Origin of the sequence: Gordonia sp. ALPHA1B1, from assembly GCF_005502615.1 — a bacterium.
Lineage (GTDB): Bacteria > Actinomycetota > Actinomycetes > Mycobacteriales > Mycobacteriaceae > Gordonia > Gordonia hongkongensis.
In genome coordinates this window covers 135436-150044 of sequence record NZ_SCOC01000007.1, presented here as the reverse complement: position 1 = coordinate 150044, position 14609 = coordinate 135436, and the positions used below count along the sequence as shown (strand labels likewise).

Sequence of the window (14609 nt, the reverse complement as noted above, 5' to 3'; positions counted from 1 at the left end):
TCTTCGGGAGGTGTCATGACCAGCGCATCCGCGCCGGCGAAACCGATGCGAGCCGATGCTCGACGCAATTACGAGAAGGTCGTCGCCACGGCGGCGGAGGCCTTCCGTGAGTCGGGTATCGACACGTCGCTCGATGACATCGCCAAACGTGCCGGCGTCGGCGCCGGCACGTTGTACCGCCACTTCCCGTCTCGCGAGGCGTTGGTCGCGGCCGCGATGCGACAGGACACCGCTGCCCTCGTGGAGTCTGCGCGCGCCGATGACGAGCAGCGGGACCCCGGCGAGCGTCTCGTCGAGTGGGTCCGGGTGCTCGCGCGCCACGTCGGGGCGTATCAGGGTCTGCCCGAGATCATCATCGCGTCGGCGGGCGACCCCGAGAGCCCGCTCTACACCAGTTGCGCCGACCTCCGCGTGGCCGGCGCGGACATCCTCGGCGCCGCCCAGCGGTCCGGTGGAATCCGCGCCGATCTCACCGTCGACGAACTCTTCACGCTCGCGAACATGATCGCTTTGGGCCGTAATTGCGTTGAGTCGCAGCGTCTTCTGGATCTCGTGGTCGAGGGGATCCGCGGGCCCGGTATGTGAGCCGAGCCCGCGGGCCCGTCTGTTCATGCTCGGCGCGGACGGGTCCGCGCCCGCTCAGGAGTCGACGGTCACCTGCTCGAAGCTCAGCCGTTCCGGTGCTTCGCGGCCGGCGAAGACCTGACGATTCGGGAAGCCGCCGGTCCAGAAGTCGTACAGGTACGAGACCAGACCGCCGCGGTGGTAATCGCAGACCATGACGCCGTCGGTGACCAGGACCGGCCACCCGTCGGGGTCGTCGCCCGTCCGGTGCCAGTATCCCGAGTCGCCGTCGGTGGAACGTCCCCACCCGAACAACGAATCGCCGGAGAGGTCGACGGCCGTGTCGGTGCCGTCGTCATGCGCCCACGTCACGATGCTCAAGTCCTCGAGAAGTGGCTCGAGGTCGGCCACCGCGTGGCGCCCCGCCTCCTCGATCGACGCGTCGGGCCAGGGGAGACCGGTCCACACGAGGAAGTCGTCGCAGAAGACTCCCGGTCCGTACGTGTCGGCGAGTGCCTTGTAGTCGGTCGGCAACCGGAATCCGAGTCGCTGTTCGATGAGCGCCCAGTCGACGGTCGCCGGCCGTGCCACCGGTGGTGGGATCAGCGCGATCAGATCCTCGATGGTGTGCTTCGGCATGGTGGTCACCTCACGTTCGGGATGATCTCGAAATGAGCGATCCCGCCCCGGAGGTCCCGAGAGTCGTTCGGTACCACCGGCAGTCATGTAACCGCGGGGATCGAAGCGGTGTCCACGTACGTATTCGGCTGAACGGCCATGCGTTTGATCGACGCGGATCGGGTCGAAGAACTTGGACGCGCCGCCGGAGGTGGCGACCCGAAACGGCGAGAATGCCCGGCCGGAAGTGCCCCCAGTCGGACTCGAACCGACACTGTGCCGATTTTAAGTCGGCTGCCTCTGCCAATTGGGCTATGGGGGCGAAGGGTCCGCTCGACGACGGTCCCCACGGTGAGCATAGTCAGCCGCGGCAGCGTGTCCGAATTCGTCCGGCGCTGCCACCGACAGACGTCAACTCGACCGCCAGACTTCGATCGAGGTCTGGCACTCGAGTCGACGTCTGGGAGTCAGCCGTCCTTGACCGGCCCAGTCGCCGGGGTGATCATGGGGCATGGACGCGGCAGCGGTGACCGGGGCACGCAATTGGGAGGCCGTCCGAGAGCGGCATCCCGCCATCGTCGAGCGCCTCGAGGCGGGTCTGACGCAGGGTGATCCGCTCGCCGACGCGGTGATCGTCGAGGCCAGAGAACGCGGAATCTCCTTCTCCACACTGGTCGCGCTCTTGGAAGAGCACACCTCCGCCGAGGAGGAGACCGATGTCGAACACCTCGAGATGCCCGCCTCGATGACGCATCTGTTGCAGGTCGCGAGCACCCCACCTCCGTGGTTCGACCCGGCCTGGGCGGAGGCCGGCGCCCGCGCCTGGTGGCGGTTCGGGACGTTGCAGTCGTCGACGCTGTATCAATCGCTGATCTACGGATTCAAGGCGCAGGGGTTCGTCCGTCCGCTGGTGGCCACCGGCCGGCTGGGATCGGGGACACGTGATCGGGTCGAGTCGACGGCCCGCTGGGTCGCCGAGGCGACCACGCCCGGATCGATGCTCCCGGGCCGTCCCGGTTGGGCTGCGACGCTTCGTATTCGCCTGCTACACGCCTACATCCGCGACGTCCTGCGGCACCCGCCCGGCGGCGATCCGACGGACGACGCCGGGGCCTGGGACGAAGGGGAGTGGGGCGCACCCATCAACCAGACATATGCCGTGATGACCATCTCGTGCGGCTTCCTGGCTCTCCCTCTCGTCGTCGCACGGGATTTCGGGATCCACTACAGCAGTGCGGAATGTGAGGCGATCACACATCTGTGGCGCTGGATCGGCTGGGTCATCGGGGTCGACGACGACCTCCTGCCGCCGAGTTACGAGTCGTCGAGCGAATTGTTCCGTATCGCAGGCGAATTCGAGCTGCAGCCCGACGATTCGTCGAAGGTGCTGATCAAGGCGCTGCTTCGCGAGGGGTACGACCTTCCGCGCGTCGTGCACGGGGCCGCTCCGATTCCGGTGCCGGGGTTGCTGGTCTCCGCGGTGGATGCAATCACCAGACCCCTGCTCATGTCGTCGTTCTCGGCCATCAGCACCAGATGGGTCGAGCGCCCGGTCGCCCGGCGGATGGGTCTGCGCCGGACGCCGTTGCACCATCTCGTCGACGTCGCACGGCCCGCCGTCAGGCTGCGCGAGATCGCGCGGGCGACCGGACTGCTCGGATCGGAGTCGACGGTGATCGAGCGCGAACTGCGAACGGTCCGACGCGGACTCGGCATGCCGCACGTCCCGGAATCGTCCTTGACCGCCTAAATTACTGCTGATAACTTAACGCCGTAAAGTCGACCGACGCGACAGGGGTCCGCATGCTGGTCAGATTGACACGGCTGGTCATATCCATGCCCAAACGAGTGCTGCTGGGTGCACTCATCCTGCTGGTGGTGTGCGGCGCGTACGGCGCCACCGCGGCCGAACATCTGCTGGCCGGAGGGTACAGCGATCCGAACTCGGGGTCGGCGCGGGCGGAGAGAACGCTCGATGAGACGTTCAACCGCGGCGGGGTCCAGGTCGTGCTCAAACTGGACGGTCCCGACGGAGTCGACGTCTCCCGCGACCCGACGGCCCGAGCGGTCGGTGAGGACATCGTCGCCGACCTGAATCGCAATCAGTACGTGCAGGACCAGATCCTCTCGGTGTGGGCCAATCCGGCGCTCGACTCCGCGCTCGTCAGTCGCGACCGGACGTCGACTTTGATCATCGCCTCGCTCGACGGTGGCGAGAATTCGGCGCCGGGGCACGCCGAGGAGATCGCCGAGGCCCTGGCCGGTGACCGCGACGGGATCACCGTGCAGGTCGGCGGTCAAGGAATGGTCTTCGCACAGGTCAACGACCAGACCGCGTCCGATCTCCTCGTCGCCGAGGCCATCGCGATCCCGATCACGTTCATCGTGTTGATCTTCATCTTCGGCGGATTGCTCGCGGCGGCCGTCCCGGTCGGCATCGGCATCGTCTCGATCATCCTCACCTTCGCGCTGCTCCGCGCGATCGGATCGGTCACCGACGTCTCGGTCTTCGCGCTCAACCTCACCACCGCACTGGGTCTCGCGCTCGCGATCGACTACACGCTGCTGATCCTGACGCGCTACCGGGAAGAGGTCGGACACGGTCTGAGCCGGCCCGACGCGATCGTCCGGACCCTGGCCACGGCCGGGCGGACGGTCGCCTTCTCCGCGGTGACCGTCGCCCTGTCGCTCAGCGCGCTCGTGCTGTTCCCGCAGTACTTCCTGCGCAGCTTCGCCTTCGCGGGTCTCGGCGTCGTGGCTGTGGCCGCGGTGTCGGCGCTCGTCCTCACGCCGGCCGTGCTCATGCTCCTCGGTGATCGCATCGACGCGTTCGACGCCCGGAAGCCGCTCCGGCGCCTGCTTCGGCTGCCGCCGGCGCGGCCCGTCGAACCCGAGGACACCTGGTGGTACCGGCTCGTCCAGTGGGTGCTGCGCCACGCCTTGCCGGTCGCCGCGGTCGTCACGGTCTTCCTGCTGGTACTCGGTGCGCCGTTTCTGTCGATGAAGCTGGGTTTCCCCGACGATCGGGTGTTACCGGAGTCGGCGAGCGCGCACGCGATCCAGCAGGAGATCCGGGACGACTTCGAGGACGACCTGTCCGCAGCGGTCACCGTCGTCGTGCGGGGGCCGGTGGACGATGCGGCCCTGGCCGACTACACCCGCGCCCTGTCGACGGTCGGAGATGTCAACTCCGCAGGGTCGTCGGCGGGGACGTTCGTCCGGGGTGCGCCGGCCGCGCCCGGCAGCCCGGACGACACCCGGGGCGACGTACACGTCCTGCAGGTGTCGACCGACCGCGACCCGATGAGCGAGTCGGGGATCGCCCAGCTCGACGAGCTGCGGGCGGTGCCGCCGCCGGCGGGAACGGAGACCCTGTTCAGCGGGCTCGCCGCCGCCACCGACGACACCGTCGGGTCGATCTACGCGCATCTGCCCTGGGTGCTCGGCCTCATCGCGATCGCGACGTTCGTGCTGCTGTTCCTGTTCACCGGGAGCGTCGTGTTGCCGCTGAAGGCGCTCGTCCTCAACATCCTGTCGCTGTCGGCGACGTTCGGCGCGATGGTCTGGTTCTTCCAGGAAGGGCACCTCGGAGGTTTGGGGACCACCGCCACGGGCACCCTCAGCGCGACCATGCCGGTGCTGCTGTTCTGCGTGGCGTTCGGCCTGTCGATGGACTACGAGGTGTTCCTGTTGGGACGGATCCGCGAGGAGTGGTTGCGATCGGACCGGACGCGCGCGGCCAGCGACCATGCCGTGGCCCTGGGCTTGGCCCGGACCGGCCGGGTCATCACGGCGGCAGCCCTGCTGATGAGCATCGTCTTCGCCGCCATCGCGGCGTCAGAGGTCTCGTTCATGCGGATGTTCGGGGTCGGTCTCACCCTGGCGGTCCTGATGGACGCGACGATCATCCGCATGTTCCTCGTCCCCGCCTTCATGCGTCTGGCCGGGCGGGCGAACTGGTGGGCGCCGGGTCCGCTGCGACGGCTACATGATCGGATCGGGTTGTCCGAGGAGGCTCCGGAGGTCGGGCGTCCCGAGAAAGCGGCGCCGGACACCGCGCCGACGAGGGTCTGACACCGAATACGTCATAACGGCGGACGAACAACGGCGGGACAGGTGCAGGAGTGCAGTGACGACACGTAGACGAGCGAGATCACCGCGCGGGTCCGGAGAGATCCTCGCGGAGGAGATCATCGAGGCCGCCGGTGAGTTGCTGGTCGAGAACGGCGACGACACCGCGATGTCGATTCGCGCGGTCGCCAACCGCGTGGGGGTCACACCGCCATCGATCTACCTGCACTTCGCCGACAAGGAAGCCCTGCTCGACGCCGTGTGCGCCCGCTACTTCGAGCGTCTCGACGACGAGATGGCCGCCGCATCGGAAGGCGTCGACGACGCCTTCGAACGAGCGCTGGGCCAGGGGATGGCCTATGTCCGCTTCGCCGTCGCCACGCCCGTGCTCTATCGCGTGGCGTTCGGCAAACCCACTCCCGAAGGGCATCCGTCGAAGGTCGACGAGGTACTCGCCGCCAGTGCGTACTCGCGGTTCGCCGGAACCGTCACCGAGCTGGCCGACGACGGGGTGTTCGATCACGCCGAGATCGCCGACATCGTTCTCGAGTTCTGGGCCGCCGCCCACGGGATCGCGTCGCTGATGCTCGCCAAACCGGGTCTCGCCTGGGGCGACGACTTCGCGCGTGCGGAAGCCATGCTCACCGCCATGTGCCTGGGCCGGGCCTCGCTCGCGACCGACGGCGGCATCGATCAGACCGCAGTGGGCCGCCGGTTGAGATCGCTGCGCGACCGGGTGAACTGACCCGGTGGCGGGTGTCTGACGACAGAAGGGTCAAGAGTCGGTAAAGTCGACGTCGACTCGGTCGTTGCGAGCTCCCGTCAGGGAACTCTCAGAAACGGCCCGACGTTGAGACGGCAGACATCCGTACCGATGAAGGAGCGCTTCGTGCGAGAAAGCAGCAATCCGGTGATGCGCGGCGTGGTCCGCGACAATCAATCCGGATACGCGGGTTTCGGGGCCGGCATGGCCGGCGCCGGCGCCGCGGCCAACCAGTTCGGTCAGGCCACTGACCCCTACACCCAGCCGGCACCGCCGGCCACTCGTCAGCTCACGATCGACGACGTCGTCACCAAGACCGCGATCACGCTCGGAGTGCTGACGCTGGCCGCCGCTGCCACGTACTTCGCGATCAGCAGCCGCGCCACCGAGGCCGCCCAGGCAGCTCTCGCCACCCCGCTGATGCTGGTCGGCGCCATCGCCGGTCTCGTGCTCGTCCTCGTGGCGAGCTTCGGTCGCAAGCAGGACAACCCGGCCATCGTGCTGGCCTACGCCGCGTTCGAGGGCCTCTTCGTCGGTGCCATCTCGTTCGTGTTCGCGAACTGGGCGGTCGCCGGCGACACCTCCGCCGGTGCGCTGATCGGACAGGCCGTCCTCGGCACCTTCGGTGTGTTCTTCGGCATGCTGTTCGTGTACAAGGTCGGCGCCATCCGCGTGACGCCGCGCTTCACCCGCATGCTGTTCGCCGGCATGATCGGCGTCCTGGTCCTGATGCTCGGCAACCTGGTCATCGGTCTGTTCACCGGTGAGGCCGGAGTCCTGCGCGACGGTGGCCCGATCGCCATCATCTTCTCGCTGGTCTGCATCGCCCTCGCCGCGTTCAGCTTCCTGCTGGACTTCGACGCCGCGGATCGCCTGATCCGTGCCGGCGCACCCGACCGGGCCGCCTGGGGCGTGGCACTCGGCCTGACCGTCACCCTGGTCTGGCTGTACGTCGAGATCCTGCGTCTGCTGACCTACTTCAACTCCGACTAGTCGGTCATGTGACAGTGGCCCCGCACCTCGGCAGGTGCGGGGCCACTGTCGTGTCAGGGGTCGGTTGGCGACAAAGTGTGCCACCCGGGTGCGTTTGCGGGAACAACCCCATCACCGCGGTTCTACCGTGCGGACATGGTGTTCTTTATGATCCAGCTGGCGCTGATGATCATCGGCGCCGTCGTACACATACTGGTGGACCGATCGATGCGACGACGCACCGTCGGCCGCGCAGCCGAACTCGTGCTGCTCTGGATACTCGTCCCCGGCGGCGCATTCGGCATCCTCGCCGGGGTCGGCCACGTCGGCCCGAACGCCCCCGAGATCGCCGAGGGCATCGGGCCGGACTTCATCCCGTCCATGTTCCAGTGGGAGCTGGGGTGGAACGACATCGCCGTGGGCGTGCTCGGCGTGCTCTGCTACCGGGTGCGAAATCGTGGCGGATGGCTCGACGCCGCCGTGTGGGCACTGGCGATCAGCTACGGGGGAGACCTCGCCGGTCACATCTCGCAGTACTACATCCACGACAACACCGCGACGAACAACGTCTGGGCGATCCCCGCCGAGATCTACATCGTCGGTGCCGTCGTCATCGCCTGGTTCGTGTACCGACGAACGACCCCCCGCAGCGTCGCGGTCCAGGGACCGAACGCGGCGAGGGGTGTCGACGAGACGGAGACGGCTTCGCTCAGCTGAGGCGCTCCAGCAGTGATCAGCTGAGGCGCTCGAGGACCATGGCCATGCCCTGACCGCCACCCACGCACATCGACTCGATGCCGAAGGTCTTGTCGCGGGTCTGCAGGTTGTTGAGCAGGGTGGTCGTGATGCGGGCGCCTGTCATCCCGAACGGGTGACCCAGGGCGATGGCGCCACCCGACACGTTGAGCTTGTCGTGGTCGATGCCGAGATCACGGGCCGAACCGAGGACCTGCACGGCGAAGGCCTCGTTGATCTCGACGAGGTCGATGTCCGACAGGGACATCCCCGAGACCCGCAGCACCTTGCGGATCGCCTCGATCGGACCGAGCCCCATGATCTCCGGCGACAGGCCGGTGGCCGCGGTGGCGACAACGCGCGCCAGCGGGGTGAGGCCAAGCTCCTTCGCCTTGGTGTCGCTCATGATGACCAGCGCCGCGGCGCCGTCGTTGAGCGGGCACGCGTTGCCCGCGGTGATCGTGCCGTCCGGGCGGAAGACCGGCTTGAGCTGCGAGATCTTCTCGTAGGTCGTGCCCGCGCGGGGGCCGTCGTCGGTGGTGACCAGCGAGCCGTCGGGCAGGGTGACCGGGTCGATCTCCCGCTCGAAGAAACCGGACTTGATGGCTTCTTCGGCGCGGTTCTGGCTCAGCACGCCCCACTTGTCCTGGTCCTCGCGGGAGATGCCGGTGAACGAGGCGACGTTCTCGGCGGTCTGGCCCATCGCGATGTACACGTCCGGGATGACCCCGTCCTTGCGCGGATCGTGCCAGATGCCGGCGTCACCGGCGGCCGCCTTCTCGGTGCGGGCCATCGCGTCGTCGAACAGCGGGTTCTTGGAATTCGGTGCGCCGTCGGCGCCGCCGGAGATGCCGAAGCTCGACACGCTCTCGACACCACCGGAGATGAGGACGTCGGCCTCGCCGGCCTTGATGGCATGCAGCGCCATCCGGGTGGTCTGCAACGACGACGAGCAGTAGCGGTTCACCGTGACGCCGGGGATGTGGTCATGACCCAGCTCGACCGCGATGACCCGGGCGATGTTGTAACCGCCCTGTCCGCCGGGCTGGCCGATGCCCCAGTGGATGTCCTCGATCAGTGCCGGGTCGAGCTCCGGCACCTTGGCGAGCGCGGCTTCGACCATCTGGCGCGACAGTTCGTCGGGTCGGATGTCTTTGAGGGATCCCTTGGCGGCGCGGCCGATCGGGGAACGGGCGTGGGCGACGATGACGGCTTCAGGCATACCTCGAAACTACCGCACCAAGCATCTGCTTGGTCACGAGGTCGGTCAGCCCGGGTCGTGGCTGGTCACCGACGACGTGTCAGACGTCTCCTGAGACGTGTGACGAACCGTGTTTCTTCGACGGCCTCGGACACCTTCGGCGGTTCGGGTAGCGGCGTCGGACCCCACTCGCCGATCGAGGCGAGCACCTCGGGCACCAGGATGTCGGCGGCGAGCTCATACCCCGCGGCCGACGGGTGGAATCGATCGGGCGACAGCATGTGCTCGGGGCGCGCGAGGAACTCCTCGGTCAGCAGGTCGGCCAGTGGGACCGGCCGCCCCCCGGCGGCCCGGACCGCCGATCGCTGCGCGGCGGCCAGCGTGAGTCCCCAGCGTCGCAACACCATTCGCAGGGGCTGGGGGATCGCGGTCACCACGCCGAAATCCGGGCAGGTGCCGACGACGACCTTCGCGCCCTCGTCGACGAGTGCGTGGACGGCATCTCCGAGCCGCCGCGCCGACGGGAGCGGACTGTTGCGGGCGGTGACGTCGTTGGCGCCGACGAGGATGACGGCCACGTCGGGTCGCTCGTGATGGACGAACATCGCCTCGATCTGGGCCGCGAGCCCCTTCGACGTCGCGCCGACGATGGCCTTGTTGGCGTAGCGGACCACCCGATCGGTCTCCGCGGCCACGCGGCGGGCGATCTGGACTCCTGGCGTCTCGTCCGCGGTCTCGGCACCCAGTCCGGCCGCGGTCGAGTCCCCGAACACCACGAGATACAGGTCGTACACGGTGTCCCGGGTGAAACGTGCGCTGGTGCCGTCGGGGCGGTACACGCCGTCGCCGTCCGGGGCGTTGTCGGTACGGTGCGGGATCACCACGCGGGCCTCGGCGGCCTGACTGTTCAACAGGTTGTAGGCGGCCCAGCCGGCGCCGGCCGCGCCCGCGGTCGCAACCGCTGTCGCGCCGACGTCGCGCACGATCCTGGCGGGGACGATTCCTCGACGACTCGAACCGGACACGAGTGCCAGTTTAGGCGTTCAGCGGGATCTGCTGACTGGGGCAGCGGCCGGGTGTCGCTGTTCGCGGTGGCTCTGGGACCATGGACACATGCGCATCGCCAATCACGTCGTCGACCTGGTGGGCAACACCCCGCTGGTCAAGCTGAACTCGGTGACCTCACCCGGATCGGGCCTGGTCGCCGCCAAGGTCGAGTACCTCAATCCCGGTGGCAGCAGCAAGGACCGCATCGCCGTGCGGATGATCGACGCGGCGGAGGCCTCGGGTGAACTGAAGCCGGGCGGGACCATCGTGGAACCGACGTCGGGAAACACCGGCGTCGGCCTGGCGCTCGTCGCCCAGCAGCGCGGCTACAAGTGCGTGTTCGTGTGCCCGGACAAGGTCGGTGAGGACAAGCGCAACGTCCTGCGCGCCTACGGTGCCGAGGTCGTCGTCTGCCCGACCGCGGTGGAGCCGTCCCACCCGGACAGCTACTACAGCGTCTCCGACCGCCTGGTCACCGAGATCGACGGTGCGTGGAAGCCCAACCAGTACGCGAACCCGGCCGGTCCGCAGAGTCACTACGAGACCACCGGTCCCGAGATCTGGGCCGACACCGACGGCAAGGTGACGCACTTCGTGGCCGGCGTCGGCACCGGCGGCACCATCACCGGCACCGGCCGGTACCTCAAGGAGGTGTCCGGCGGCTCGGTGAAGATCGTCGGCGTCGACCCCGAGGGGTCGGTGTACTCCGGCGGGACCGGGCGCCCCTACCTCGTCGAGGGTGTCGGGGAGGACTTCTGGCCGTCGGCCTACGACCCGGACATCCCCGACGAGATCATCGCGGTCTCCGACGCCGACTCGTTCGACATGACCCGGCGTCTCGCCCGCGAGGAAGGGCTGCTCGTAGGCGGCTCGTGCGGGATGGCGGTGGTCGCGGCCCTGCAGGTCGCCGAACGCGAGGGACCCGACGCCGTCGTCGTCGTTCTGCTGCCCGACGGTGGCCGCGGCTACATGGCCAAGATCTTCAACGACCAGTGGATGAGCAGCTACGGCTTCCTGCGGACGCCGCTCGACGCCAACACCAAGGAATCCCTCGTCGGAGATGTGTTGCGCGGCAAGACCGGCGCCCTGCCCGACCTCGTGCACACCCACCCGCAGGAGACCCTGCGCGACGCGATCGAGATCCTGCGCGAGTACGGCGTCTCGCAGATGCCGGTCGTCGGCGCCGAGCCACCGGTGATGGCCGGCGAGGTCGCGGGTGCGGTCACCGAGCGCGACCTGCTCAGCGCGGTCTTCGAAGGTCGTGCCAGCCTCGCCGACCCGGTGTCGGCACACATGGGAGAGCCGTTCCCGCTCATCGGTTCCGGCGAACCGGTGTCGGCGGCCACCAAGGCGCTCGGCGACTGCGACGCGCTGATGGTCGTCGAGGACGGCAAGCCCATCGGCGTGATCACGCGCCACGACCTGCTCGCCTTCGTGTCGAGCCACCCGATCGTCGGATAGGAGCATCACCGTGAGTGAACGACGCAGTGCCGCGGATTCGGTTCGCTGGCAAGGCTTCTCGACCCGCGCCATCCACGCCGGCTACGATCCGGATCCGCAGACCGGGGCGGTGAACGTCCCGATCTACGCCAGTTCGACCTTCGCCCAGGACGGCGTCGGCGGACTGCGCGACGGCTTCGAGTACGCGCGCACCGGCAACCCGACCCGACGCGCCCTCGAAGCCAATCTCGCTGCGCTCGAGAGCGGCACGTATGGACGGGCTTTCGCTTCCGGTATGGCCGCCACCGACTGCGTTCTGCGCTCGACGCTGCGGCCGGGCGATCATCTGGTGATCCCCAACGACGCCTACGGCGGGACCTTCCGGCTCATCGACAAGGTGTTCAGCCAGTGGGGTATCACCTACTCGGTGGCCCCGGTCTCTGACGTCGCCGCGGTGCGCGACGCCATCCGGCCGGAGACCAAGCTGGTCTGGACCGAGACGCCGACCAACCCGCTGCTCAACGTCGGCGACATCGAGACCCTCGCCGCCGTCGCGCACGAGGCCGGCGCGAAGCTCGTGGTCGACAACACCTTCGCCTCGCCGTACCTGCAGCAGCCGCTCGTCCTGGGCGCCGACGTGGTGCTTCACTCCACGACCAAATACCTGGGCGGGCATTCGGATGTCGTCGGCGGCGCACTGGTCACCGACAGCGAGGAGCTCGACGAGGCGTTCGCGTTCCTGCAGAACGGCGCCGGGGCGGTCCCCGGACCGTTCGACGGGTTCCTCACCCTGCGCGGTATCAAGACCCTCGGTGTCCGGATGGACCGGCACTGTGACAACGCGGAGAAGGTCGTCGACTATCTGAGCGGCCACGACAAGATCGACGCCGTCCTGTACCCGGGCTTGGAGAACCACCCGGGCCACGAGGTCGCGGGCAAACAGATGAAGCGCTACGGCGGCATGGTGTCGGTGCTGGTCAAGGGCGGGCTCGACGCCGCCAAGGAGTTCTGCGCCCGCACCGAGGTGTTCACGCTCGCCGAATCGCTCGGCGGCATCGAGTCGCTGATCGAACACCCCGGTGCGATGACGCACGCCTCGACGGCCGGATCGCTCCTCGAGGTCCCCGCCAACCTCGTCCGGCTCTCGGTCGGTATCGAGGACATCGACGACCTCCTCGGGGACCTGGAGAACGCGCTGCGCTGAGGAGTCGGGTGGGCGTCAGACCCGCGCCTCGAGGAGCAGGTTCGACGCAGTGGTCGCCGCGACACGCGCCGAGGTCAGACCGGCCGCCCGGAAGGTGTCGAGCAGTCGAGTGGGGCCGGCCTGGGCGCCCAGCGAGGTCGTGCCGTCGGCGATGCTGTGCGGTACGCAGAGGTATGAGCTACCCGAATAGAACAGCAGTGCAACGGGATTGGTCAGATTCTCGGCCAGTGTGTCGTGCGCCAGCGGTTCGACGGCGATCACCTGACCGCCGGGACGCAGTGACGACCGTGCGTGTGCGAGCGCACCCACCGGATCGCCGAAGTCGTGCAGGGCGTCGAAGATCATGATCGCGTCGTGGTCGCCGGCGTACGACTGGGCCGTGGCCACCTCGAAGCGGACCCGGTCGTCGACCCCGGCCGCATGGGCGGCTGCGGTGGCGCGCCGGACGGACTCCTCGTGGCTGTCTACGCCGACGAACGTGGAGTTCGGGAAGGCCTCGGCGAGCAGGATCGTGGGGACCCCGTACCCGCACCCGACGTCGAGAACGCGGATGCCGTCGGTGAGGCGCTGTCCGAGGCCGTCGATCGCCGGAACCCACTCGCTGAGCAGCGACGCACGGTAGATCGTGCCGTAGAACCGTTCGATGCCGGAGAACAGCCGGGAATCGTGCGCGTGCCAGGGCACGCCGTCGCCGGTCGCGTACGCATGCGCGAGCTGGTCGACCGAGGACCACACCGCGGCAGCGACCTCGAAGCCGGCCACGATCGCCGCCGGACTGTTGTCCTCGGCGAGCACCATCGCGTGCTCGGCGGGGAACACGAACACCTCTGGGCCATTCGCGGCGTCATTGCCGCCGTCGTGGAGCAGGACGTATCCGGCCGCGGCCTGCACGCACAGCCATTCGTACACATACCGTTCGGCGAGTCCCGAGCGTTCGGCGAGCTCGGCGCTCGTCGCCGAACCGAGTTGCGCCAGCGCCCGCCACAGTCCCAGGCGGTCGCCGAGGTGGGTGCTGATCGAGTGATAGGCATGGGTGAGATCGGCGCTCACCTGGCCGGCGAAGGCCTCGACCCGGGCGAGGTCGATCGCGGTGTCGGAACCGGCGGCGTGTGTGGTGGTCATGGGACGAGCCTCTCGTGTGCGATGTCGGAACAACGCCGGGCGGCGTGTGCACCGAGCGTGCGCCGGGGTCCTGTCGCGGCGCTGTCATGACTCGACCGCGACCCGTTGCGCGGTGAGCCGATGGTGACAGCCCCGTGACAGCGGGCTCGGAGACCGTCGACGCATGAGAACAACACAGATCAGCGACCTGGGCACCGTGATGTCCATCTGGGCTCACCCCGACGACGAGACCTACCTCGCCGGCGGCGTGATGGCCGCCGTCCGCGATGCGGGTGGGCGCGTGGTGTGCGTGACCGCGACCCGCGGGGAAGCGGCCGACGAGAACGCCACCGCCGCAGAGCGTTCGGAGCTTGCCCTGGTCCGGAGCGGCGAGCTCGAGAAAGCGTTCATCGAGCTCGGCGTCCACGAGCACCACTGGTTGGACCTACCCGATGGTTCACTGGCGGCGATCGACGAGAGCGGCCCGGTCGGACGCATCACCACCCTCCTCGACGACGTGTCACCCGACACCGTCCTGACCTTCGGACCCGACGGCGTGACCGGGCACCCCGACCACCGCACCGTCAACCGGTGGGTCCGCCTCGCCGTCGACCGTTCGTCGACCTGCCCGCGAATCCTCCACCCGGTGGGCACCGGGCGGGGGATCGAGTTCGACCTCGCCCGTGAGTTCGACATGTGGGCGCGGGGCGGGCCGCGCCAGTGTCCGAAGGAGATGGTCGCGTTGCGAATCGATCTCGACGGGGCCGAACTGGACCGTAAGGTGCGAGCCCTGCTGGCTCAGCGCTCGCAGACCGCGGACCTGGCCGCGGCGATCGGCCTCGAGCGATATCGAACATGGGTGTCGGTGGAGACCTACGCTCATCCTGCATAGG

The 14609-nt window shown here is 68.4% G+C and carries 13 protein-coding genes and 1 tRNA gene; 9 read left to right on the top strand and 5 right to left on the bottom strand.

Going from position 1 to position 14609, the window contains the following annotated elements; all coding sequences use genetic code 11:
- Positions 1-15: 15 nt before the first annotated feature.
- Entirely contained in the window at positions 16-585 is a 570-nt protein-coding gene (locus FFS52_RS07030; protein WP_137809265.1) for a TetR/AcrR family transcriptional regulator, read from the top strand.
- A gap of 54 nt (positions 586-639) precedes the next feature.
- Here FFS52_RS07030 and FFS52_RS07025 read toward each other — a convergent pair whose 3' ends face one another.
- Both FFS52_RS07025 and FFS52_RS07020 read right to left on the bottom strand, forming a co-directional pair.
- On the bottom strand, positions 640-1203 hold the full coding sequence (locus FFS52_RS07025; RefSeq protein ID WP_137809264.1) for a hypothetical protein: 564 nt from the start codon (positions 1201-1203) through the stop codon (positions 640-642).
- A gap of 227 nt (positions 1204-1430) precedes the next feature.
- Positions 1431-1504, bottom strand: a tRNA-Leu gene (locus FFS52_RS07020).
- A gap of 189 nt (positions 1505-1693) precedes the next feature.
- On the opposite strand from FFS52_RS07020, the gene FFS52_RS07015 reads away from it, so the two are divergent.
- The 5 genes from FFS52_RS07015 to FFS52_RS06995 all read left to right on the top strand — a co-directional run bounded on the left by FFS52_RS07015 (position 1694) and on the right by FFS52_RS06995 (position 7705).
- Complete coding sequence (locus tag FFS52_RS07015) at positions 1694-2932, top strand: oxygenase MpaB family protein (protein ID WP_058250758.1); 1239 nt, start codon at positions 1694-1696, stop codon at positions 2930-2932.
- Between the two features lie 53 nt (positions 2933-2985).
- On the top strand, positions 2986-5256 hold the full coding sequence (locus FFS52_RS07010; protein WP_137809263.1) for an MMPL family transporter: 2271 nt from the start codon (positions 2986-2988) through the stop codon (positions 5254-5256).
- A 55-nt stretch (positions 5257-5311) separates the two neighbouring features.
- Positions 5312-5998, top strand: a complete 687-nt coding sequence (locus tag FFS52_RS07005) for a TetR/AcrR family transcriptional regulator (protein ID WP_137809262.1) — start codon at positions 5312-5314, stop codon at positions 5996-5998.
- A gap of 144 nt (positions 5999-6142) precedes the next feature.
- Positions 6143-7009 (top strand): Bax inhibitor-1/YccA family protein, encoded by an 867-nt coding sequence (locus tag FFS52_RS07000; RefSeq protein ID WP_055474978.1) that lies wholly within the window; start codon positions 6143-6145, stop codon positions 7007-7009.
- Positions 7010-7144: 135 nt separating this feature from the next.
- The gene (locus FFS52_RS06995; RefSeq protein ID WP_065629952.1) at positions 7145-7705 is read left to right on the top strand and encodes a DUF6790 family protein; all 561 of its coding nucleotides are present in this window, start codon (positions 7145-7147) and stop codon (positions 7703-7705) included.
- A 16-nt stretch (positions 7706-7721) separates the two neighbouring features.
- Here FFS52_RS06995 and FFS52_RS06990 read toward each other — a convergent pair whose 3' ends face one another.
- A complete protein-coding gene (locus FFS52_RS06990) occupies positions 7722-8945 on the bottom strand; it encodes an acetyl-CoA C-acetyltransferase (RefSeq protein ID WP_055474902.1) in 1224 nt (407 codons plus the stop codon).
- Between the two features lie 65 nt (positions 8946-9010).
- Complete coding sequence (locus tag FFS52_RS06985; RefSeq protein WP_171011573.1) at positions 9011-9925, bottom strand: SGNH/GDSL hydrolase family protein; 915 nt, start codon at positions 9923-9925, stop codon at positions 9011-9013.
- Positions 9926-10037: 112 nt separating this feature from the next.
- Here FFS52_RS06985 and FFS52_RS06980 point away from each other — a divergent pair, with 112 nt between their 5' ends.
- Both FFS52_RS06980 and FFS52_RS06975 read left to right on the top strand, forming a co-directional pair.
- Complete coding sequence (locus FFS52_RS06980; RefSeq protein WP_055474900.1) at positions 10038-11432, top strand: cystathionine beta-synthase; 1395 nt, start codon at positions 10038-10040, stop codon at positions 11430-11432.
- A gap of 10 nt (positions 11433-11442) precedes the next feature.
- Positions 11443-12615 carry a cystathionine gamma-synthase gene (locus FFS52_RS06975; protein ID WP_058250752.1) on the top strand — a complete coding sequence of 391 codons (1173 nt, stop codon included), beginning with the start codon at positions 11443-11445 and terminating at the stop codon, positions 12613-12615.
- 15 nt (positions 12616-12630) lie between these two features.
- Here FFS52_RS06975 and FFS52_RS06970 read toward each other — a convergent pair whose 3' ends face one another.
- Positions 12631-13737, bottom strand: a complete 1107-nt coding sequence (locus FFS52_RS06970) for a class I SAM-dependent methyltransferase (RefSeq protein WP_137809261.1) — start codon at positions 13735-13737, stop codon at positions 12631-12633.
- Between the two features lie 163 nt (positions 13738-13900).
- On the opposite strand from FFS52_RS06970, the gene FFS52_RS06965 reads away from it, so the two are divergent.
- On the top strand, positions 13901-14608 hold the full coding sequence (locus FFS52_RS06965; RefSeq protein WP_137809260.1) for a PIG-L family deacetylase: 708 nt from the start codon (positions 13901-13903) through the stop codon (positions 14606-14608).
- The last annotated feature ends 1 nt before the right edge of the window (position 14609 follow it).